Source organism: Vreelandella vilamensis (assembly GCF_031451755.1).
Classification (GTDB): Bacteria; Pseudomonadota; Gammaproteobacteria; order Pseudomonadales; family Halomonadaceae; genus Vreelandella; species Vreelandella vilamensis.
On record NZ_JARWAN010000026.1, the window covers coordinates 12,601 to 34,321 of the forward strand.

Genomic DNA, 21,721 nt, shown 5'->3' on the forward strand with positions numbered 1-21,721 from the left:
ATGTTGCGCAAGTTCCACGGCTTACCGGGCCTGCTGGCAGGGCTGTTGCTGATGGTTCTCTCCGTTACGGGTGCTGTGTTGGCTTTGGCGCCTGCGCTGGATAGAGCCTCAGCGGTCGTTCCGGCTTCTGGAGACGTCAGTGTTGCCGAACTGGCAGGCCGGGTAGTGGCCCAATACCCCGGGACTGAACAGATCGTGCGAGAGCCTTCCGGCAAGGTCATTGTTTATTACAGCCGTGATGGCCAGGTCGGGGCGGACCTGGTCAACCCGCTAACCGGTGAGGGTATTGCACCCTATGAATCGTCGGCTTTCTTTGGCTGGGTCAAGGATCTGCATCGTTCGCTCATGCTTGATGATGCCGGTAGAGCGCTGGCCGGGGTAATGGCCGCTTTGATGGGGCTGCTGTGTGTCTCGGGAATGCTATTGCTGGCCCGCCGCATTGGTGGCTGGAAGAATTTACTAAGACCCTTTTCCGGCTCTGGCAGCAAACGGGTCCACGCCGAGTTGGCGCGATTTGCCGTGCTTGGCTTGCTGTTGTCAGCGCTGACCGGCAGCTATATGTCGGCGCAGCGCTTTGGCTTGCTGCCGGAAGCATCCGCAACCGGACCAGGGTTTCCGGCTGAGGTCTCCGGCGGGCAACCGGCCCCGGTGGGCACCTTGAACGCGCTTGGTAATGTTGACCTGGGTGAATTTCGTGAACTGGTGTTCCCTTATCCCGGCGACCCGCAGGACGTCTATTCCCTGACCACTACTGGCGGCTCCGGCTTTGTCGATCAGGCGACCGGTGAGTTACTGCAGTACCAGCCACGCTCTGAAGGCAGCATCGTGCAGCAGTGGATCGTCAGTCTGCACACCGGCGAGGGCCTGTGGTGGCTGGGTCTGATTCTCGGGGCTGCGGCGCTGACCGTGCCGGTGCTGTCGGTGACGGGAATGACCATCTGGTGGCAGCGCCGCCGGTCGCCAGGGAAGTTGCCGGACAATGCCGATGCCTCTCTGGCAGACACCATTATCCTCGTTGGCTCCGAAGGTAATACCACCTGGGGGTTTGCCCGGGAACTCCACGCCAGCCTGAACAAGGCGGGGTTTCATGTGCATTGCAGTGAAATGAATGCCCTGGCAGACCGTTATCCTCAGGCCTCCAGGCTTTTCGTGTTGACCTCGACCTACGGCGATGGCGACGCACCCGCTTCGGCCCGGCGGTTTATGGCCAGGCTTGGCAACTTCCGCCCCGGTAAGGCGCTGAAATTTGCAGTACTGGGCTTTGGTGACCGGCAGTTTTCCAACTTCTGCAAGTTCGCGGTGGACGTGGACGCGGCGCTCGCTGATAAAGGGCTTAGCCGGCTGCACACCGTTGAACGGATTGATCGATGCTCCTCACCGCAATTCAGAGAGTGGGGAGAAAAGATCAGCGAGGAAATCGGGGTTCCACTCGCGTTGGATTACAGCCCGTTGCCGCCCGCCACGGTCGAGTTGGAATTGATAGAACGGGCAGATTATGGGCTCGCAGTGCAGGCGCCTACCAGCATTCTGCGTTTCAAGGCAGCAGAGCCGGGCGGATGGAGGAAGTACCTTCCCAGCAACCACAAGACGCTGCCAGCATTTGAGGCAGGCGACCTGCTGGGCGTGATGCCGCCGAACGGACAGGCCCCGAGGTTCTACTCACTTGCATCCTCTGCCACGGACGGGGTTCTGGAGATATGCGTTCGCAAACAACCGGGCGGGCTTTGCTCCGGGTATTTGCACGAGCTCAGGCCGGGTGATCGTATCGAGGGTTTCGTTCGCGAAAATCCTGACTTCCGGCCGGCCAAGGGCAGCAACCCTGTGATACTGATCGGGGCGGGGGCTGGAATTGGGCCATTGGCTGGCTTCATCAGAAAAAATACCAGCCGCAGTCCTATGTACTTGTACTGGGGAGGACGCAGTTCGCAATCGGATTTTCTTTATAAACCAGAACTGCGGCACTACCTTGATGACCATCGGCTGACCGGACTCAATACGGCGTTTTCCCGATCCGACGAACGCGCCTATGTTCAGGATAAGCTCCGGCAGGATGAGTCGGCGGTGCGCCAGATGGTCAGTACGGGGGCCCAGATTCTGGTCTGTGGTGGCCGGGATATGGCAGCGGGGGTAAGGCAGGTCATTGATGATATTCTCAAGCCCCTGGCAACCGATGTTAAAATGCTCAAAGCTCAGGGGCGGTATCTGGAGGATATTTATTGATGGGCGACGCAGCGAACAAAAACTTCATAGAGTGGACAACAGTGTTCCACCAAGCAATTCAGGATGAAAAATGAACACACCACGTAATTACTCTGGAATCTCTACGCTCAATCACTGGATCACCGCTTTATCGGTGGTTGCCATGCTTGTGTTCGGGTTTGTGGCCGCTTTCGCACCAAACGAGAACACAGAAAACTACATTATGGGCATACATATCGCTCTCGGATTTTTCGTTTTCTGGTTCATTCTTTGGCGGGTAGGCTATCGGCTTTATGAAGGGTTCCCTCCAAGCCAGGGACAGTCACAACTGGAGCGGCGAGCAGCGTTCTGGGTGCAAAGCCTGATCCTGCTGACGCTGACCCTTCAGGTTATCACTGGGCCTCTTTATATTTTTACCGAAGGAGAAGCGATGGATGTATTTGGCTGGTTCAGCGTTTCTTTACCAATGAAATCGCTTGGAGTGCTGCACGAGCCGGCGGAATCTATCCACGTCATTCTGGGTACCTATGTCTTGCCCACCTTAATTGGTCTGCATTTCCTGGGCGCGGTCAAACACTACCTGACCCGGCGTCAGGAGACACCTGCGGATCTTTCCTGATCGGGAAGCGCCAGAGCCACAGACGGTTATAAGGGATCTGGCTGAACGAGAGATCATTTCTCGTGGCGCATTAGCCACGGCAGGGTGAGGCTGGTGAGCAACACCGTGCCTACCGTCACCACCATCATGGCGTTAAAAGCCCGGGGCTCTGCGCCAGCCTCCAGTGCCTTCTGCATAATGACCATGGCGATTTCGGCTCTGGGAATCATGCTGACACCGATCAGCAGCGCGCCATAGAAACCAAGACGCCGGTAGGCGGGTAGGCCGCTGCCCAGAATTTTGCCAACGATGGCTGCGACTAACAGCAACAGCCCCGGCCACAGCGCGGTGGAAAAAGCGGACAGATCAATGTGCAGCCCCAGGCCGATAAAAAAGAAGGGGGTAAAGACCACGTATAAGCCGTTAAACACGAGTCTTTCTTTGGCGGCGTGGGTATCCCGACTGAAGGCGAGACCGGCAAGAAAGGCGCCCACAGCGAGCGACAAACCACTGAGTTCAGCCAGCGCCGCAATGATAAAACCGATCGACAGCATCAGCACCATCGGTTCATGTCGGGTTTCATAGCGCTCTACAAACTGCGTCAGTCGTTTTTCAATGTAGACCGAAAACACCCAGCAGGCGGCTACAAACGCCGTCAGTGTAAAGAGCACCCTGGCCAGGGTTGTACCCACATCCAGCGCGGTGATGCCCTGGCCGTTGGCCAGCAGCGGGGCAAGGGCGACCAGTATGGCCATCAACACGATGCTGCTGATGTCGTCGAGTTCCGCCACGTCGACAAACAGATTGCCACGTTCGGTCTTCAGCTGTTTGGCGTCCTGCCAGATGGTGACGGTGACCCCCAGACTGGTAGCCGTTAGCGCGACACCGACAAAAATACTGGTCAGCATTGCAAATTCGGCAAGGTAATAGGCGGCGGCAAACCCCAGGGCGCCACTGAACAACACATTCCAGAACCATATCCAGGAGGCATTGGGCAATTGTTTCAACAGGCCTTTCAGGTCACTTTCCAGGCCGACCTTGAACACCAGTAATACCAGGCCGGCTTCGGCCAATAATCCCAGGCTGTGCCGGCTACCCTGATCGAGCAGCGGTATTCGGGTATTTAGCCAGCTCATTGTCGAGCCCACGCCAATGTAGATGATCAACAGCGGCATAAAGCGCCGGATAAAGATACCGCGAACCAGCAGGGTGAAAATCATCAGAATACCCATCAGGAACAGTGAGTAGGCCGAGGGAATTTCAGGCAGTGACAGTTCATTCATGGCGAGGTCGGCTATTAATGGAGGAAAGTTGTACAGGAAGCCAAATGTTGACACAAAGGCCGGGCTGTTGGTCCACCCGCCCCGTCAGCGTAAGCTGGCCGCCGTGAAGTTCGGCAATGCGGCGGGCGATGGCAAGTCCCAAGCCAGCGCCGGCGCCCAGGCGTTGATCCAGCCGGACAAAACGACTTAGCGCCCGCTCCCGCTCTTGTATTGGGATGCCGGGGCCCTGGTCGCATACCATTACGTGATAACCCGCTCCAGAGGGAGCGAGGTGGGTGTTAATAACCGTATGTTCAGCACTGTATTGAATGGCATTGGCAAGCAGGGAGCGCATTAGGGTGTTGATCAAGGCACTGTGGCAGCAGATGAGAGCCTGGCCGGCTTCGTCCTCCAATACTGGTTCAATATTCTTTTTCAGGGCCAGGGGCGTAACGTCGGCAATGCTTTGTTCAATAATCGCCGATAGGTTGTGGTACTCGGGAGCAGAATCGATTCCTGCATCAACCCGGCTCAGTAACAGCATTTGCTCTACAAGGTGCGCCATACGGTCGACGGACTGGATTAGCCCCTGAAATTGCTCTGGGTTATTCGTACAGGCTTTCTCAAGATTCAACCGCAATACCGCCAGCGGTGTTCTTAGCTCATGGGCGGCATCGGCGGAAAACCGTCTTTCACGCTCAAGTGCCTGGTTCAGTCTTTTCAGAAGGCCATTAACAGCCTGCACCAGGCCAACGACTTCCTTGGGTGCCTGGCTGTCATCGAGTGGATGGATGCGTTCCGGCGCCATATTCCGCACGGGCTTTTCCAGCCGACGCAGGGGGCGAAAACTGATCTGGATCGCAGCAACAACGGCCAATACCAGCAGTGGCAGCGCCAGAAGTAGGGGGAAAACGTTACCGAGAGCCAGCTCCTGGCTGAGCTCCTGGCGGATGTCCTCACGCTGAGCGGTGCGTATCCAGAAATCTGTGGTCGGATCCTGAAGCGTGAAAGTGCGCCAGCGGTAGCCTTTGGATTCGGCCCAGGAGAAGCCTGGCACCAACCCTGAAGAGTCATCAGCGTTGAGGGTGTCCAGCAATGGGATACGTTCGGGCGTCCAGACTTCGAAGGCCAGTTTCTTTTCGTATTTGTGTCCGACCCCTCTGGGCAGTATTTCGTTGTCATCCGCTTCAAAATCGATGTTGTCTCCGTTCGCGAGAGGCAGCTCCAGAGTTTCGCTCAGGGTTTGCGGTAACTGCTCCATCGATTGGGTCTCAGTCAGATGGCGAACCAACCCCTGCACAATGCGGGTGCTTTGAGCCAGTTCGGCATCGAACAGCTCTTCCAGCTCATGATTGCTTTCAATGTAGCTCCAGGTGGCGGCGACAAGAGCTATCAGAAGAACGGTTGAGGTGACCAGTAAGGTCAGCGTTCGCGCCAGCGACATTCCGGTGCTCCGGCAGCGGCCTGGCTGTCGAGCAGGTATCCGACTCCACGGATGGTGCGGATAGTGGCCTTGCCAATCCGGCGACGCAGGTGATGAATGTGCACCTCAAGGGCATTGCTTTCCGCACCCTGGTCCCAGCCGTATAGCTGCTCTTCAAGTCGCCTGCGGGTTGCCACCTGATCGGGATGGCGCATAAGGTAGTTTAGAATCTGGAATTCACTGCGGGTCAGAGTGACTGTTTCTTCCGCCGTGGTGAGCTGGCAGGCATCGGTGTTCAACACCAGCTGCCCGACCGTCAGCCCATTCTGAGGTAGCGAAGACCCCCGGCGTGTGACTGCCCGGATACGGGCCTTCAATTCTGCCATGGCAAACGGTTTGGTCAGATAATCATCCGCACCCGTATCCAGGCCCTGCAGCTTTTCGTCCAGGTTTGCTCTGGCAGTCAGAATGATAATCGGCGTTTGGTTGCCCTGTTTCCGGCTACGCCGGAGGATTTCGAGGCCGTCTACTCGGGGCAGGGTCAGGTCCAGGACAACCAGGTCGAAGTGCTCTTCCATCAGAGCATTCAGCGCCTGCTGGCCATCATCAAGCCAGTCCACAGTGTTCTGATCCTCTCGAAGCATGTCCAGCATGGTATTTGCCAGGTGATGGTCATCTTCTACCAGCAGTATGCGCATCGAACGGAATCCGTATTGGGAAAAGTTTTCAGAATGAAAGTGTAAAGGATCTTAGCCGCTTTGCCGCTTTTTCTTCACGGTATCGGACTCGGCGGTGCGGGAGGCGTCCTCCGTCAGTCGGAATAGGGTATAGCGCCGGTTGCCATCGATGGCTTCGGCCCGCCCTTGCAGTGTCTGAATCACTGATTTTTCGCCGCTGTCTACCGCAAGCAGAACTTCTTGGCCTGCCGTGCTCTGGGCGAGGCGGTGATCGAGTGCTTCCCGGGACATGATCTGAGCATTGCCGTGGCTGTAAAAGCGTGCGGAAAAGGGCGCCTTATCCAGGTAAAACAGGTCATCAGGGGAAACGCCAGGCAAGGCATCCACCCTCGCCACCAGTTCCCGCTCGGTTTTGAGCTGACCGGGGTTGAGGGCGAACCAGCTGCCGGCTGCTGTCCCGGTGATCGGAATGACCAGTGCCATCGCCAGGGTGTATTTGGGCAGGAATCGGCCGTCTGCGCCTGAGAGCAGACCGGCTGTCAGCACGGCCAGAAATGGCAAGCCGGGCAAAACATAGGTCCATAGAATGTTACCGGAAAAGGTGAAGAACACCGCCGGCGTTAGGGCCGCGGCCAGGATCAGGCCGGTAAGGCCAGGTTTTTTCGGCTGCCATTGCGGGAAGTCGGTACGGGCTCCACGCCAGCGAGTTAGCCCCCAACCGATCAAGGCGATCAGGCCCCAGGGGAAGCTGGCCATCAACAGGTAAAGCCAGATGGTGCCCCGAGTGAACTCGTGGGCGTTGCCATAAAGATCGCCGGACCAGTCGCTGATGATAAAACGTTTGAGGTGTTCGCCCACGATAAAGTAGTCAAGAAATCCGGGTGTTTTCAGTTCTGCCAGGATGTACCAGGGTACTACCAGAACCAGCATGAGAAGCGTGCCGCGAAGCCACGGCAGGCTTTGCCAGAGTGTCTTCCACTGACGGTTCAGGGCTACCCAGGCAAAGACTGGCAGGCCAGTCAGAACCAGTGCCAGCGGGCCTTTTGCGAGCAGCCCGATGGCCAGGCCAACAAAGAATGCCCAGCCCCAAAGGATCGAGCCTCCCTGCAACCGGATGATCAGGCTGGCGATCACCAGCGTGGTCGCCAGCACCAGAAAGGAATCGGTCATTACGGTTCCGGCGCTAATAAAGCCGAGCGCCATGGTGCTGTAGATCACCGCAGCCCAAAGCCCGCGAGCACTTGATGCCTCGATATTGGGCCCGCCTTGCAAGGCTTTCGCCGTTTCATACACCAGGTAAACAATGCCGGTATTGGCCAGCCAGGAAGGCAGCCGACCAGCGAACTCAGTAATGCCGAACAATTTGAAGGACAATGCCTGAGTCCAGAAGGACAACGGCGGCTTCCCCCAGAAGGGGACGCCATAATCGAACCATGGCGTGATCCAGTCTCCGGACTCCGCCATGATCCGGGCGATTTCCGCGTACCGTGGTTCAGTGGTGTCAGCGAATGGCAGTATTGCGGTCAGTCCGAGGCGGATCGCCAGAACGGAAACCAGAAGCCACAGCAGGGTGTTAATGGTTCTGGTCATTAACGGCTACCTTCAAAGTCGGTTGATAATCCAGGATACGGTCGTCACTGTCCTCCGCGAGGATGAAGACTGGACGTTGCTTGGTTTCCATATAGATTCGGCCGACGTATTCACCGAGCAGTCCGACGCACAGCAGCTGGACCCCGGAGAGAAAGGTGACTATCGCGATCATGGAGGCATAACCTGGGGTGGAAACGCCCAGTATCAGAGCCTTCAGAACTTCCCAGGTGCCGAACAGACCACCAGCGCCCGCGGCCAAAAAGCCAAGAATCAGGGCGATGCGAAGCGGACGGGTGGAAAACGAGGTGATGCCTTCCATGGCCAAATGGACCAGTTTCAGGTAGTTCCACTTGGTTTTGCCGGCTGCACGGGGATCGCGATCAAACTCCAGCGTCACAGTCGGCATGCCAACCCAGGCAAACATGCCCTTGAGGTAACGATTGCGTTCCGGAAGCTGGTTCAGGGCGTCCACGGTGCGTCGACTCATCAGCCGGAAATCGCCGGTGTCTACTGGGATCGGGGCATCGCTGATGCGATTGATCAGCCGGTAGAACACTGAGGCGGTCATCCTCTTGACCCAGCTCTCACCGGTACGGGAGCGTCGTTTCATCAGCACTACATCGGCTCCTTTGTACCACTCGGCCACCATGTCGGTAATCAGCTCGGGCGGATCCTGGAGGTCGGCATCTATCAGGACCACGGCGTCGCCCCGGGCGTGATTCAGGCCCGCGGTCACGGCGGCTTCCTTGCCAAAGTTTCGTGACAGTTGCAGTACCCGGATATCCGAGTACCGGCGCCGCGCTTTTAACAGCAGCGCAACAGAGTTGTCGCTACTGCCGTCATCGACGAACAGCAGCTCAGTGGCAGTCCCCAGCTGGCGGCATACCCGGGCCAGGCGATTCAACAGCGTCGGAATCACGTCGGCCTCATTGTGAACCGGTATAACGATGCTAAGCATGGAATCAGGGCGTGTCATTGGTCTGTTCCTCTTGGAATACAAACTTCTCGGCAAGGAGATAGTTGGCCAGAGTCGCGACTCCTGTGGCGACAATCTGCGAAGCCATGGGCGCACCAGTGATGGTGTACATGGCGGTAAAACCTGCCAGGTTCAGGCCCCATCCCAGGCCGGCGCCGACCAGGTAGCGGGAAAACGCCACCCGGTGCGGGAGGACGGAGCGAAAGGTATAGCGGTACTGAGCAAGGTAATTGACGGCGAGTCCCGCCGTGGCGCTGGTCGCTGTGGCCATAACGACGTTGGAGCCGGCCCGGATTAGCGTAAACATGACCAACCAGTGCATGAGTGTTGCGAAGCCGCCGCCAGACAGGAACCGGAGTAATCTTTTCCATTGGGCTGGCTGGCTTGTGGCTGATCTCATACAAGGTTACGACCTGATAGCTGGTGTCGGGCAACTACCACGGCACTTTACGTGGGCTTTCTTAAGCGAGCCTTAATCGGGAGGCCGGTAAAACCTTAAAGCCGGCTTAAGAAATCCATGGCCCGGGCTTAAGGCTCCATTAAGCCTCGCTCTCTATTCTGTCATTCATCACCATAGGGCATCGCGCCCTGATGTTATTGAAGAAAGCGCCCATGACTGACCCGCTAACGATGTCCACCTGTTGTCTCCCGGATGACCGTGATGTGGTACCGGTCTTCCGTTGTGCCGGGTGATGGTTTAGTAAGATTTCTTCGCAAACGGCCATGGCTGACACGGTCGCTGGCTTTATCCGCCAGCGGTTTTTGCAGGCCTATGGTGCCGAACCCGACCTACGGATTCCGGAGCTTCTGGCCCTGACCACCGCGGGGACAGTCGGGGTTCAGAATGCCGGCCATGAGAGACTGTTTCTGGAAGATTATCTGCCGGTTCCGGGCGTTGAGCGCTAAAAGGTCGCGGAGATTGCCCACTTGGCCTGCGTTGAAGCCGGTGTCAGCCGGTATCTGTTTGCGTCCCTGTCGGTCTGGCTGGAAAGTGCGGGTTACGAATGGATGGTGTACACCGGCACAGATCAGCTGCGTAGTAATAGCTTCCATCGCCTGGGGATTGCCACGCAGGTTCTAGGCGATGCCGATCCTGCCCGGCTTCCCGATGGCGGGGCTGGATGGGACCGGTACTATGATCACCACCCGGTGGTGATGGACATCAGCGTGTCGGATGGGCTTGCCGCTCTTCACCAGGCGGGCCTTTTACGATTTATTCAGCCGGTTGTGCCGTTTGTTGATGGCGGAAATGAGCTTCAGGAGAGTGCGTTTTATTCCAAGGTGTAAAGGAGATTTCAGTCGAAATGTTCATGGCATGATCCTCCATCGAGTGGAGGTCAAAGAATGGCTCAGCTCAAGCGTTTCTTGTGCTAAATTTAACTAATTTCGATTCTCGATCCAAAGCGGTCAATTAATCAAAGCTAAATTAATGTGGAATGGTGGCCTCTAAGTGCCAAGAAATAAATCTTCAGGCTGTTCTTTCTGCCAACGCAATGCCACTGTTCTGGCTTGTGCTAGATGTCGGCAGTATGTCATTCCCCGACCTCCTTATGCACGCCCGCACGTCGCAATTTAACGATGATCCTTGTTTTCAAGCCGACGATGATCAGTTTGACGCCCTCATGTTTCATTTCAGCAATCAATGATTGAAGGGCCACAATGGCTGTGCCATCCATACTTGGCACATCGTGCATATAGAGAATGACCGTTTTAATTTTAGAATCTACCAGGTGCAGTGATGTCAGTACTTTTTCCGCAGCTCCGAAAAACAATGGACCATTGATGTCATAAACTGCCACCTCAGCTGGGAGCCCATTGATGGAAGGGTGATTGTCACTGTCAATTTGATCCGTTTGAGTTAACAGTGACATTCTCCGGATGAACAACGCAGCGGCTAGTCCAACGCCTACAGCTACTGCCAAGACCATATCGAAAAGTACGGTAAGGCCAAAGCATATAACCAAGATAGCGACGTCTCCTGGAGGGGCTGAACGTAGAGTGGTCAGGAAATGTCGTGCTTCACTCATATTCCAAGCAATGATAAACAGCAGCGCCGCGAGTGCTGCCATTGGCACTAAGCCAAGCAGCCCAGCGAGTGCGATGACCGCTAGTAGGACAACGAGTGCATGAATAACGGCAGATATCGGCGAACGAGCGCCACTGCGGATGTTGGTTGCCGTTCGTGCAATGGCGGCTGTTGCTGTAATACCGCCAAAAAGAGGGGCCACAATATTTCCCAGTCCCTGTCCGATTAACTCAGCGTTGGGATCATGCTTGGTCTTTGTTAAACCGTCGGCCACCACGGCGCATAACAGTGACTCAATGGCACCCAACATCGCAATGGCAAACGCCGGGCCTAAAAGTGCCCGTATTAGCTCAAAACTTATTTTTAGTGGCTCCCCATCGGGTCCCGGTAGATGCCAAGGTGCCAAGAAGGTTGGCGGGATAGGCGGGATTCCATTACCTGTTTCTCCATTTATCTCCCAGGTGAAGCGAGACGCTATTGTTTCCACTACATTTCCGGTTTCCTGACCACCGAACCATTGATTAACGCCATAAGCGGCAAGCGCTCCGATAACCAAGCCCACTAGAGGTGCAGGGATCGGGATGTGAAGGCGTGGCCATATGAGCATGACTATCAAAGTGAATGCGCCCACGCTGAGTTCAAGCGGATTTAGTGTGGGCATTGAGGTGACGATAACGGTGACATTTTCGACAAAATGTTCACCAAGCTTCCCTGTTTCCAACCCAAAGAAATCTGGTACTTGTAACACGGCAATGACAACAGCAATACCAGCCGTAAACCCAAGCACTACTGGATAGGTCACTTTGTCCAGGAAGATTCACCCGCCGAAATCGGGCGGGCGGTTGCGGACTGGCTTAAACGACTTTAACCAGCAGGTCTACGACGTATCAGTAACAGCAGAGCCAGTGCCGCCAGCAAGCCGATACAGATTGAGAAAATAATGGCGGTGGTTTGCAGGCCGATCATGCTCGCCATAACGCCAATGCCGATCACGGGCAGCGAAATGGCGATATAGACAATCACAAAGAAGGTCGAGGTAACGGCGGCACGCTCTGCAATCGGGCTTGCCGCTGCTATGGCACCCATACCGGCCCGGAAAGCGATACCCTGACCCGTACCGGCAATAATGGCACCTAAGAGGAACAGGGCGAGCGATTGCAAGTGAATCCCCAGTGCTATGGGGATTACGCCAATCACCAAAGTAATGCATCCCAGCGGAAGCCGGAGTTTTAGCGGTAGTGTGCCCTGGATGAGCTGGCCAAAAATTGATGCGATAAAGATGCTGCCAGCAACAGCCCCGATCAGCAATTGGTGATGATAACCCAGCACCTTCCCCATTAGTGCTGGTGCAATTGATGAGAAGAACCCACATACGGCAAAACCGGCAAAACCTGCTATTGCCGCAGGTATAAAGACCCCTCGCACGTTCGAAGGTACGCTGAGGCGCTGAATCGAAAGTTTCGGTTTTGCCGGTTTCGGGACGGTTTCCGGCGCCGACCAGATACAGAGCAATCCCAGCAGCGCCAGGCCAACGTGCACCAGATAAGTCAACTCAAGGGGCGCGGGCAGGTACTGGGAAAGGGTGCCGCCTAGCATGGGACCCAGGCCCAGCCCACCCATATTCGCAGCCGTGGCAAAGAAGGTAGCCCGGCCACGCCAATGTGGCGGCGCCAGCTCCATCACGGCGACAGTCGCGGTGCCGGTGAAAATGCCGGCAGATAACCCCGAAAGCACACGGCCAGAGAGAATAATGGCCAACAGCCCATCGGCCTGCCAGAACAGCAGATCACTGATCACCGCGCAGGCCAGGCCCGCAATCAACAACGGCCGACGACCCAGCTGATCAGACCAGGGGCCGGTGATTACCAGTGCCGCAATTACGCCGCCAGCGTAAGCCGCAAAAATGATGGTAATCATCAGCTCAGAAAACCCAAAAGCATCCTGGTAAATGGGGTAGAGCGGGGTGGGCATGGTGGTGCCCATCATGGTGACGCTGAAGGCAAAAGCGGCGCCAAGGAAAATCAGTAAATCAGAAAAACGGCGTGACTGTGTGGAGGGCATGATTGGACGCCAAAATATATAAAATTGAAGGTGGTTAGACTAACAGAGCCTAAGATCAATGTGTCTGCCCGGAATTTAACGAATGCTCTGTCAGGAGAACCCGGATGACTCTATCAACCGTGAAAAAAACCTGAACCGTTCCTCTGGAAAAGGTACGCCGTTACCTTGAACCCGGGCCGATTGTACTGGTGTCCTCTTTCTGGGAGGGTCAACGTAATATCATGGCTATGGGCTGGCATCAGGTTATGGCCTTTTCGCCTTCACAGCTGGGCTGTGTTATTTCCGCGGGCAATCACAGCTTTGACATGGTGCGCCGTAGTCGAGAATGCGTGATTAATGTGCCTACAACCAGTTTGACAGATCAGGTTATCGGGATTGGCAACAGCAGTGGGGCTGACACCGATAAGTTTAAGCAATTTGGTCTCTCTGCCGGGGAGGCCAGGGAGGTATCGGCACCATTGATTCAGGAATGTTATGCCAATTTTGAATATCGGCTGGTTGATGACAGCCTGGTGGACAGATATAACTTTTTTATCTGGGAAGTGGTGAACGCCCAGGCAGCAACCTCTCCGGAATACGCCGAAACCCTTCACTACACAGGTGACGGGGTATTTATGGTGGCAGGGAAGATTGTCAGCCGGCGTGAAGAGTTCCTGCCACAGATGTTATGAACTATGTTCTGGCCTGCCTGCGCTCAAAACCGCTGAATTGCCGGGCATTGATTCCCTCGGCAATGACCTTGACCAGGTTGCGGGCGCTGTCCAGGCGCAAGGTGGCGTTACCTTTCATGGCTACGGCGACATGGGGAATCCCCTCGCCGTCGGCACCGTGGTAGCCGGCACATGGATCCCGCTGCGCATGCCCCTCAACCGTGCGGATTTTCTTACCGTCAAAATAGGGGGCACCGGTGATGCAGGTTCGCACCTCTTCACTACTGCCATCCGGGTTGTCTACGATCACCGTGCAGGCGCGGCAAAATGCCCTGTCCGCAACTGAGCCGGGTGGCCACGAGGTGATATCTTTCCCGTGCAAAGCGCCGGGCGATCGCGGAGCCAAGGTGATCTTCGGCTCCGATGACCAGAGCGATGGGCTTGTCGATGATTGCCTTTGGATCTCCTGATTCCCAAAATGGGCAAAACCTATCAATTCATTGTGGTCAAGGCACCGCCGGAAAAGGTCTGGGAGACGCTTCGCGACTTTCATGACTTGAGTTGGGCGCCGGATGTGGTAACCAATGTGGATGTTGTCGGGGACAAGAAAGGCCACCAGCCCGGTGCGAAACGGTTACTAAACGGGGTATTCACGAGACGCCGCATGCTCTCGATGACGATAACCGGGAGCTTTCCTATAGCCTCGATGAGGGCCCTTCTCCGGTTTCTTTGGATGAAGCCAGCAGCTACGAGGGGCATGTGAGGGTCCGCTCGGTAACCGAAAGTGGCGAGGGTGCCTTCGTGGAGTGGTATTCACACTGACCATCGCTACGGTGATTGGCCATTGGATTATTTACCATTTCTTGGTGTCGGGCACGGATTGCCCTCGCATCAGCATAGGCAGAACCGGCCGGAGCTGGAGTGGGATATTCTACGCATTTGCTAGCTGGGTCGCACCCTCAAGACCAAGATACGAACAGGGACTGCGGATGGAGAACTCCTTGAACATCAGAAGGGCGATCATCAGTGCTTCCGGGGCTTTTTCGGCAACCAGCAGGCGCGCCGCGGCCGATGTCAGTTCGGTTTCAGAGGGCGGGGTTGGCCGATCGGGTGGCGTGAAGTCATATCCGTCGTGTGATAGAAAAGCTACTGCTGTGATCCCAATTCAGCCGCGACTTTGGAGCCCCCATGACCGCCTACTTCATCCAGGCCTTTATCTATCTGATTGCGGCAGTGATCGCCGTGCCTCTGGCGACACGCTTTGGGTTGGGGTCGGTGTTGGGTTATCTGGTAGCTGGCGTGATCATTGGGCCGGTGACCGGGCTGGTGGGGCAGGAGACCACCACCATCCAGCATTTTGCTGAGTTCGGCGTGGTGATGATGCTGTTTTTGGTGGGTATGGAACTGGATCCGAAGGCCCTCTGGGCGGATCGGCGCAAGCTGCTGGGGCTGGGGGCCTGCAGGTGGCACTGACTGTTGCCGCCGGAACGGGCATTGGCCTGTGGGCCGGCCTGGTGTGGCAGACAGCGTTGGCGGTCGGATTTATTTTTGCACTGTCGTCTACCGCCATCGTGTTGCAGACCCTGAACGAAAAGGGGCTGGCAAAATCCGAGGGTGGTCGTAGCGCGTTTTCGGTGCTGTTGTTCCAGGACGTTGCCGTAATTCCCATTCTCGCACTGGTGCCGTTACTCACTCTGCCGAGCCTGGTCGGCGGTGGCTCAGCGGGTGGCGAAGATCATGGCAACACCCTGAGCCTGGTTGCCCACCTGTCCGGTTGGGGTCATGCCCTGGTCGTGGTGGCGGCTATTGCGGTGGTAATTATCGGCGGTTACTACCTGAGCCGACCGCTGTTCCGCTATGTGATTCAGACGGGACTGCGGGAGGTGTTTACCGCCACCGCCCTGATGCTTGTAATCGGTATTGCCGCGCTGATGAGCCTGGTCAACCTGTCCCCGGCTCTGGGCGCTTTTCTGGCGGGATTGGTACTGGCCAATAGCGAGTTCCGCCATGAACTGAAAGCCAACATCGAGCCCTTCAAAGGGCTGCTGCTGGGCCTGTTCTTTATCACCGTCGGGGCAGGCATCGACTTTGTCGTGCTGGCAGATGAATGGGGCCTTGTGTTACTGCTGGGAACGGCAGTGATCGTCATCAAGGCGCTGGTGTTACTGGTGCTCGCACTGATATTCAATATTCGTGGCAGCAATGGCTGGCTGTTTACCCTGGGGCTGGCCCAAGCCGGTGAATTCGGCTTTGTGCTGCTGACCTACAGCGTGCAGAGTTCGGTGGTGCCGCCGGACCTGGCCAAGATCCTGTCCCTGGTGGTGGCAATGTCGATGTTCCTGACACCCGTGCTGTTTATCCTCTACTATCGAGTGGTGTTGCCCCGTTATCGCCGGGCCACCAACGAGAAACGCGAGGCGGATGCCATCGATGAACATGCGCCAGTGATTGTCGCGGGTGTTGGGCGCTTCGGTCAGATAGTCTGCCGATTTCTGCGTGCCAATAACATTGCCGCAGTGGTACTGGACCATGAAATTGAACAGATCGAGAACGTCCGTCGGATCGGCATCCGCAGTTACTTCGGCGATGCCAGTCGGATTGATTTGCTGGAGACCGCTGGCATTTCCCAGGCAAGGCTGTTAGTGGTTGCCATTGATGACCGGGACCGTTCGATCCGGATGGTGGAGCATGTCAAACAGCTCTACCCGGATATCTGGGTACTGGCCCGGGCCTTTGACCGGGGCCATGGCTATCGCCTGCGGCAAGCGGGTGCCGATGATGTGATCCGCGAAACCTATCATTCCGCCCTGGAGATGGGGGGCCATGCCATGACGGCACTGGGTGTACATCCGCTGCGTTCACGGCAGATGACCTGGGCTTTCCAGAAGAACGAGGAGGCCCACGAGGACGAACTTTACGAAGAATGGAAGGATATCGAATCAGGCATCCACTTCAGCTCGCGCTACGGCGACCTGTTCATGAAACTGGAAGAAACATTAAGCGGTGTCATGCAAAGCGACTGGGATGAGCCCAGCCGCGAGGATGTCCCCATATGGACGCCACCGAGGGAGGACTGAGTCATGAAGAATTTGCCACCGTATATGGGAGAACATGATCAGGTCGTTCTCTTCGACAGCGTGTGCAAACTCTGCAATGGCTGGGCGAAATTCCTGATTCGCCACGACCCGCAACGGGCGTTCCGCCTGGCATCGGTCCAGTCACCCCAGGGGCAAGCGCTGTTGCAATGGTTTGGTCTGCCCACCGATGAATACGAAACCCTTGTGCTCATCCGACAGGGCCGCCCGTGCCTATGTTCGGTCCGCGGCCATCATTCGCATCTTCTGGAGTCTGGGCCTGCCATGGAAACTCGGCGTGGTTGCTTGGCTGATCCCGAGACCAGTTCGTGACTGGCTCTACGGTCGTATTGCCAGCAACCGCTATCGGCTTTTCGGCAAATATGATACCTGTCTGCTACTCACGCCAGATCACCGGAGCCGTTTCCTCGATGAGTGATCAAAATCCTGTGCTGAATGTGTTCCGGTTTACCCGGGCGTTTAGGAAGGGAAACGGTTGGCACTCAAGCATAAGATGCCCAGTGCGGCTTGGCTTAAAACACCAACCCGCCGCGCTATTTGGCTGCATCAAGCAATTTGATGGTCGTTGAAAATTTTTACTGGCCTAAAGCGGATGTGATCTTACCCAGCAACAGTGGACACTGGTTTAAGCGATCATTCGGGCTTTGAGGGCCTCTGAGCTGATCATCCCAATAGCACTTTGCCGCCGTTACATATTGTAGTCCAGTTCGATGTACTCAAATACCTGACGTCTCATGGCATTTCGCATTTTAAATTGTTCTCCATGGATCGATTCAACCTTGAGGATATGGAAGAAGCTTTCGGCACAGTGCCCAAAGGCAGTTCTTTGGTCAACTGGGTTGAAAATCACCGATCACCGCAAGTGTCGGATAGCAAATTACTGCTGTCGAACTATTGTTCCATTGCGCTCCGATGCGCCGCAAAGCCAAGCGTTATATCAGTCCACGCTTAAAGGCCGCTTTTGGCCGGACAACGACGGCCCGAAATAGGCCGTCGTTTATTCTCATCAAACTTCTGTCTGTTCTGCCATTTCCAACGCGTCATCTACCTCTATCCCTAGATACCTGACGGTGCTTTCCAGCTTCGTGTGACCCAGGAGCAGCTGCACTGCCCTTAAGTTTTTCGTGCGACGGTATATCAGCGACGCTTTGGTGCGGCGCATCGTGTGCGTGCCATAGATTGACGCATCTAAACCAATTTCGGTGACCCAGGCTTTCACGATACGGGCATATTGGCGCGTGGAGAGATGCTTTGCGCTATTGATTCGGCTGGGAAACAAGAAGTCTTCGTTTCTGAGTTGAGCAAGCTTTATCCATTCCATAATAGCGATACGGGTTTGCTCGGTTATTTCGAACTGGACAGGTCGATGCGTTTTTTGCTGCATCACGATTGCACGTGGGGATATGCACGCACCATGGGCTATATCCAGTACTCGTAAATTGACGAGGTCGCAGCCTCGTAATTTGCTATCGATGGCTAAATTGAAGAGGGCGAGGTCTCTTGTCTTTTTGGCAAGCTGTAGACGCACACGGATGGCCCAAATATCACTAAGCCGTAGAGGCGCCTTCTGCCCAACTAACTTGCCTTTATTCCAAGGTGTAAAGGAGATTTCAGTCGAAACGTTCATGGTATGATCCTCCATCGGGTGGAGGTCTAAGAATGGCTCAATTCACACTCGTCATGTGCTGAGGTTAATTCATGGTCAGGGCTAATCGACCCTTAGCAGACTTTTAGCACCTACGCATATACATAGCAGCCCCATGCCCTCGGAAACGCTAGGTGCCTGAGGATGACTCCTGTCAGATAGCGCGCTGGTTGACGCGGGCGGAGAGCTGCTCCGCCGATTCCTTGCGTTCGGAGTAGCGGTCGGTGAGTGTCTCGCTGTGCCCACGCAGTAGCAGCGTGAATTTCACCAGCTCTTCCATGACATCGACAATGCGGTCATAGAAGGGCGATGGCTTCATGCGGTTGTTGTCGTCAAACTCCATGAAGGCCTTGGGCACCGATGACTGGTTGGGGATGGTGACCATGCGCATCCAGCGACCCAGCACGCGCAGCTGGTTGACGGTATTGAACGACTGGGAGCCACCACTCACTTGCATGACCGCCAGGGTCTTGCCCTGGGTGGGGCGCACCGCGCCCAGTGCCAAAGGAATCCAGTCGATCTGAGTCTTCATGATGCCGGTCATGGCGCCGTGGCGCTCCGGCGAACACCACACCATGCCTTCCGACCACTTGGCTAGCTCGCGCAGCTCCTGAGCCTTGGGGTGGTCGGCCTCGACGTCATCCGGCAAGGGCAGGCCGCTGGGGTTGAAAGTACGCACTTCGCATCCGAACCAACGGAGCAGCCGCCCAGCTTCTTCGGCAACGAAACGTGAGTAGGAGCGTTCTCGCAGGGACCCGTAAAGCACTAAAATACGTGGCGCATGCTGGGGTGCATCGGGGCCTGCCAACAGCGTCGTATCGATGGGACGCAACTGGGAAGGATCAATATTGGGTAGGTCTGCTAGCATTTTGATGTCGCTCATGGCGCGATTCCTGGATAATAAATGTTTTCACCTTCTTCCTTGACGAAGTGCGCTACTGGATGCTCAAGGAGATCCAGCACCGTCTCCGAGGGTCGACATAGCCTGGCGCTCTTCCGTGTCACTACAATCGGACGGTTGATCAAAATCGGTTTCTCCATCATGGCATCGATCAGCTGTTCATCCGTCAATGCCGGGTCGTCTAACCCCAACGCTTCGTAGGGGGTTCCCTTGCGCCGCAGCAAATCCCGTGGACGGATACCCATCATCGCCAGCAGCTCCACGAGACGTTCCCGGCTTGGGGGCGTCTTGAGATATTCGATGATCTCGGGGGTTTCACCAGAAGCCTTCATCATCGCCAAGGTATTACGCGATGTGCCGCAGTTTGGGTTGTGATAGATTTGGGTGAGCATAGCGTCTCATTTCCTATCTTGATTCGGAATTGCAATCACTCAAGGACGCCGCCAAGGGGCCACACACCGCCGGATGCCCCGCGCAGCAGTCGTTTACCAGAAAGCGGATTGCCTCCTGCATGTGACTCAGATTCGCTCGGTAGATGATCGAGCGCCCCTGGCGACGGGATACCACCAGACCTGCCCGCGACAGTACCGACAGGTGCGCTGACATCGTGGCATGTGGCACCGACAGCTGCCGTGCGATCTCACCGGCGGGGAGCCCATCCGGTTCTTGCTGTACTAGCAGGCGAAAGACATTGAGGCGTGTCTCTTGGGCCAGAGCGGAAAAGCTCTCAATCACTTTTGATGTTTCCATATTTTTAAAAATATGGAATTATTGTGAGTTCGTCAAGCTCCTCCTTCGAGGTAGAGCCGTTAAACGTCCTAGAAGCACAAATATCTATTTCCGTATATACATGAAAAATCGCATCAATAAGGCCCACCTGATGAGACAGCGACGTGTTTTGTTCCTGTGCAATGCCAACTCCGCCAGGTCCCTGATGGGAGAAGCCCTGTTACGCCATTTGGCTGGCGACCGCTTCGAAGCGGTCAGCGCTGGCTCTGAACCCGATCAACCCCATGAACTAACCTTGGCGACCTTGAGCAAGCAAAGCATCGACACTCAAGGGCTTGCCAGCAAGTCCCTGGACGACTTTGCCGACGAGCATTTCGACACGGTGATCGTGCTCTGCGACAAAGCCCATCAGGCGTGCCGCGACTGGCAGGGCAGCAGCGATGAGTTTCTCTATTGGGATATCCGCGATCCTCGCCTGATCGAGCGGTGGGATGCTTACGAGCAGGCGCTGGCCGAGATCCGTCAACGGCTAATGCTGTGGCTGGAGATCCAGGGGCGCGACGACATGGAGCGCTGAAAAAATCGGTTCATTGAGACCTATAAATAAATTCAAAGCGAGGTAACTATAACTCTGCGTATTGGTATCAACGGTTCGGACGCATCGATCGGCTGACGCTGGGCAGCCTGTGGCCCCACATCGAGTTGGACGAGGTCGAGGTCATGGCGTCGAGTATGTGACCACAGGCTTCAATGCAGTGGCCGCACGTCATCGAACCGTACTTCACAAGCGTCACCGGCGCCGTTGGAGAACCCATGGCGGGTTCAGCAGCCGCCGGTGACGGCACAAGCAGGTAGATCAACGACAAAATCAGAATACTCGGACTCGGGGCGATTCAATGATTAAAAAAATTTTCCTGCGGAGGTTCTGCTATTAATTAAAAGCTGCATGATGCTAGCCAAGTCAGCGGTGGGAATATAGTCACGGCTTCCCTCTGGACTATCTCACTCGGCCACGCCGCCAGTGCTATCTCCTTCAGGACCGCTATCTGATGCTGGGTTAGCCGCCACTCATCCTCAAGCACCTTTTGGGTCTGGTTCTTCTGCTTGCGGGCATGGTGATACGGGTGCATTCGAGGCAGGTCCTTCTAACGATTCTCATCGCGATGACGCTTCTCCATTTCCCGTCGCTGTAAATTCCGGGCAGTACGGATATTGACATAATGCCTGACTCAGTTCAGCATTTGGCCATTGTTATATACGGATAGGCATATATGATAACGCCTGAACAGTTTTTCCAAGCGCTTTCAGACACAACCCGACTTAACAGCCTGTTGCTTATAGAGCAGGAGGGACGGCTCTGTGTCTGCGAGCTGGTGCAGGCACTGGATCTGTCCCAACCCAAGATCTCGCGTCACCTTGGCCAATTGCGAGGTCAGGGCATTGTGGAGGATGAGCGCCAGGGCCAGTGGGTGCATTACCGGCTGAGCGGGGATTTGCCGGACTGGGCCCGGGAGGCGCTCCGAAACGTGCTGGCTACCCGGGATCTGGGCGGGCTTACCGACCGGCTCACGGCAATGCCACAACGGCCGTCACCGGTCGCCTAGCAGTCGTTACAACACAACGAGGGTGTCTGATGAACATACTGTTTCTTTGTATGCGCAATGCCTGCCGCTCCCAGATGGCCGAGGGGGTTCTGCGTCATCTGGCCGGGGATCGCATGGGCGTCGATTCGGCGGGGATTGAGACTCATGGCAAGAACCCGAGAGCGTTGCAGGGGATGGAGGAGATTATGCAGCAGTTCCGTGTCGTGCGCGATGACATCAGGGCACAGGTTGAATCTTTAACTAGCGATGAAATGGATGGAGGTCAAGCGTGAGCACAACTGATGA

At 55.9% G+C, this 21,721-nt stretch carries 23 protein-coding genes and 3 pseudogenes; 12 read left to right on the plus strand and 14 right to left on the minus strand.

The window, feature by feature from the left end:
* Complete coding sequence (locus tag QC823_RS13770) at window positions 1–2,220, plus strand: PepSY domain-containing protein (protein WP_309656926.1); 2,220 nt, start codon at window positions 1–3, stop codon at window positions 2,218–2,220.
* A 70-nt stretch (window positions 2,221–2,290) separates the two neighbouring features.
* The gene (locus QC823_RS13775; RefSeq protein ID WP_309656927.1) at window positions 2,291–2,818 is read left to right on the plus strand and encodes a cytochrome b; all 528 of its coding nucleotides are present in this window, start codon (window positions 2,291–2,293) and stop codon (window positions 2,816–2,818) included.
* Between the two features lie 53 nt (window positions 2,819–2,871).
* On the opposite strand, the gene QC823_RS13780 is transcribed toward QC823_RS13775, so the two are convergent.
* From QC823_RS13780 to QC823_RS13805, 6 genes are read right to left on the minus strand one after another with little or no spacing between them, the layout of a single operon-like run.
* The gene (locus QC823_RS13780) at window positions 2,872–4,080 is read right to left on the minus strand and encodes a cation:proton antiporter (RefSeq protein ID WP_309656928.1); all 1,209 of its coding nucleotides are present in this window, start codon (window positions 4,078–4,080) and stop codon (window positions 2,872–2,874) included.
* Window positions 4,073–5,503: an ATP-binding protein gene (locus QC823_RS13785; protein ID WP_309656929.1), complete on the minus strand. Its 1,431-nt coding sequence runs from the start codon at window positions 5,501–5,503 to the stop codon at window positions 4,073–4,075. The genes QC823_RS13780 and QC823_RS13785 overlap by 8 nt, the downstream gene beginning before the upstream one ends.
* Window positions 5,482–6,180 carry a response regulator transcription factor gene (locus tag QC823_RS13790; RefSeq protein ID WP_309656930.1) on the minus strand — a complete coding sequence of 233 codons (699 nt, stop codon included), beginning with the start codon at window positions 6,178–6,180 and terminating at the stop codon, window positions 5,482–5,484. Before QC823_RS13790 ends, QC823_RS13785 begins: the two co-directional genes overlap by 22 nt.
* A 51-nt stretch (window positions 6,181–6,231) precedes the next feature.
* Window positions 6,232–7,749 (minus strand): ArnT family glycosyltransferase, encoded by a 1,518-nt coding sequence (locus tag QC823_RS13795; protein WP_309656931.1) that lies wholly within the window; start codon window positions 7,747–7,749, stop codon window positions 6,232–6,234.
* Window positions 7,733–8,725, minus strand: coding sequence for a glycosyltransferase family 2 protein (locus QC823_RS13800; RefSeq protein ID WP_309656932.1), 993 nt, complete (start codon window positions 8,723–8,725; stop codon window positions 7,733–7,735). Before QC823_RS13800 ends, QC823_RS13795 begins: the two co-directional genes overlap by 17 nt.
* A complete protein-coding gene (locus QC823_RS13805) occupies window positions 8,712–9,125 on the minus strand; it encodes a GtrA family protein (RefSeq protein ID WP_309656933.1) in 414 nt (137 codons plus the stop codon). The genes QC823_RS13800 and QC823_RS13805 overlap by 14 nt, the downstream gene beginning before the upstream one ends.
* A gap of 323 nt (window positions 9,126–9,448) precedes the next feature.
* Here QC823_RS13805 and QC823_RS13810 point away from each other — a divergent pair.
* Window positions 9,449–10,012 (plus strand): annotated as a pseudogene (locus QC823_RS13810) (thermostable hemolysin).
* Between the two features lie 245 nt (window positions 10,013–10,257).
* Here QC823_RS13810 and QC823_RS13815 read toward each other — a convergent pair.
* A complete protein-coding gene (locus tag QC823_RS13815; protein ID WP_309656934.1) occupies window positions 10,258–11,553 on the minus strand; it encodes a SulP family inorganic anion transporter in 1,296 nt (431 codons plus the stop codon).
* 62 nt (window positions 11,554–11,615) lie between these two features.
* The gene (locus QC823_RS13820; RefSeq protein ID WP_309656935.1) at window positions 11,616–12,812 is read right to left on the minus strand and encodes an MFS transporter; all 1,197 of its coding nucleotides are present in this window, start codon (window positions 12,810–12,812) and stop codon (window positions 11,616–11,618) included.
* Window positions 12,813–12,955: 143 nt separating this feature from the next.
* On the opposite strand from QC823_RS13820, the gene QC823_RS13825 reads away from it, so the two are divergent.
* Window positions 12,956–13,483 carry a flavin reductase family protein gene (locus QC823_RS13825; protein ID WP_309656960.1) on the plus strand — a complete coding sequence of 176 codons (528 nt, stop codon included), beginning with the start codon at window positions 12,956–12,958 and terminating at the stop codon, window positions 13,481–13,483.
* Window position 13,484: 1 nt separating this feature from the next.
* Here QC823_RS13825 and QC823_RS13830 read toward each other — a convergent pair whose 3' ends face one another.
* Window positions 13,485–14,078, minus strand: coding sequence for a (2Fe-2S)-binding protein (locus tag QC823_RS13830; protein WP_309656936.1), 594 nt, complete (start codon window positions 14,076–14,078; stop codon window positions 13,485–13,487).
* Between QC823_RS13830 and QC823_RS16255 the strand changes: the two genes are divergently transcribed.
* From QC823_RS16255 to QC823_RS16260, 5 genes and pseudogenes are all read left to right on the plus strand, one after another.
* The gene (locus QC823_RS16255; RefSeq protein ID WP_422823668.1) at window positions 13,965–14,225 is read left to right on the plus strand and encodes an SRPBCC family protein; all 261 of its coding nucleotides are present in this window, start codon (window positions 13,965–13,967) and stop codon (window positions 14,223–14,225) included. The two genes, QC823_RS13830 and QC823_RS16255, sit on opposite strands and share 114 nt — an antisense overlap.
* A 425-nt stretch (window positions 14,226–14,650) precedes the next feature.
* A pseudogene (locus QC823_RS13835) lies at window positions 14,651–15,759 on the plus strand (monovalent cation:proton antiporter-2 (CPA2) family protein); the annotation flags it as partial.
* 36 nt (window positions 15,760–15,795) lie between these two features.
* Window positions 15,796–16,539 carry an NAD-binding protein gene (locus QC823_RS13840; protein ID WP_309656961.1) on the plus strand — a complete coding sequence of 248 codons (744 nt, stop codon included), beginning with the start codon at window positions 15,796–15,798 and terminating at the stop codon, window positions 16,537–16,539.
* A 3-nt stretch (window positions 16,540–16,542) separates the two neighbouring features.
* Window positions 16,543–16,869, plus strand: coding sequence for a thiol-disulfide oxidoreductase DCC family protein (locus QC823_RS13845; protein ID WP_309656937.1), 327 nt, complete (start codon window positions 16,543–16,545; stop codon window positions 16,867–16,869).
* Window positions 16,817–16,975, plus strand: coding sequence for a thiol-disulfide oxidoreductase DCC family protein (locus QC823_RS16260; protein ID WP_422823669.1), 159 nt, complete (start codon window positions 16,817–16,819; stop codon window positions 16,973–16,975). The genes QC823_RS13845 and QC823_RS16260 overlap by 53 nt, the downstream gene beginning before the upstream one ends.
* A 207-nt stretch (window positions 16,976–17,182) precedes the next feature.
* Here QC823_RS16260 and QC823_RS13850 read toward each other — a convergent pair.
* From QC823_RS13850 to QC823_RS13870, 5 genes and pseudogenes are all read right to left on the minus strand, one after another.
* Window positions 17,183–17,365 (minus strand): annotated as a pseudogene (locus tag QC823_RS13850) (IS3 family transposase); the annotation flags it as partial.
* 198 nt (window positions 17,366–17,563) lie between these two features.
* On the minus strand, window positions 17,564–18,184 hold the full coding sequence (locus QC823_RS13855) for a tyrosine-type recombinase/integrase (protein ID WP_309656938.1): 621 nt from the start codon (window positions 18,182–18,184) through the stop codon (window positions 17,564–17,566).
* A 172-nt stretch (window positions 18,185–18,356) separates the two neighbouring features.
* On the minus strand, window positions 18,357–19,085 hold the full coding sequence (gene arsH, locus QC823_RS13860) for an arsenical resistance protein ArsH (RefSeq protein ID WP_422823666.1): 729 nt from the start codon (window positions 19,083–19,085) through the stop codon (window positions 18,357–18,359).
* Window positions 19,082–19,495, minus strand: coding sequence for an arsenate reductase (glutaredoxin) (gene arsC, locus QC823_RS13865; RefSeq protein ID WP_309656939.1), 414 nt, complete (start codon window positions 19,493–19,495; stop codon window positions 19,082–19,084). The genes arsH and arsC overlap by 4 nt, the downstream gene beginning before the upstream one ends.
* Before the next feature lie 13 nt (window positions 19,496–19,508).
* Window positions 19,509–19,838: an ArsR/SmtB family transcription factor gene (locus QC823_RS13870; protein ID WP_340324235.1), complete on the minus strand. Its 330-nt coding sequence runs from the start codon at window positions 19,836–19,838 to the stop codon at window positions 19,509–19,511.
* Between the two features lie 145 nt (window positions 19,839–19,983).
* Here QC823_RS13870 and QC823_RS13875 point away from each other — a divergent pair, with 145 nt between their 5' ends.
* The 3 genes from QC823_RS13875 (at window position 19,984) to QC823_RS13885 (ending at window position 21,708) form a co-directional block, all read left to right on the plus strand.
* Window positions 19,984–20,409 (plus strand): arsenate reductase ArsC, encoded by a 426-nt coding sequence (locus QC823_RS13875; protein WP_309656941.1) that lies wholly within the window; start codon window positions 19,984–19,986, stop codon window positions 20,407–20,409.
* 694 nt (window positions 20,410–21,103) lie between these two features.
* Entirely contained in the window at window positions 21,104–21,436 is a 333-nt protein-coding gene (locus QC823_RS13880; protein ID WP_309656942.1) for a metalloregulator ArsR/SmtB family transcription factor, read from the plus strand.
* A 29-nt stretch (window positions 21,437–21,465) separates the two neighbouring features.
* The gene (locus tag QC823_RS13885) at window positions 21,466–21,708 is read left to right on the plus strand and encodes an arsenate reductase/protein-tyrosine-phosphatase family protein (protein WP_309656943.1); all 243 of its coding nucleotides are present in this window, start codon (window positions 21,466–21,468) and stop codon (window positions 21,706–21,708) included.
* The last annotated feature ends 13 nt before the right edge of the window (window positions 21,709–21,721 follow it).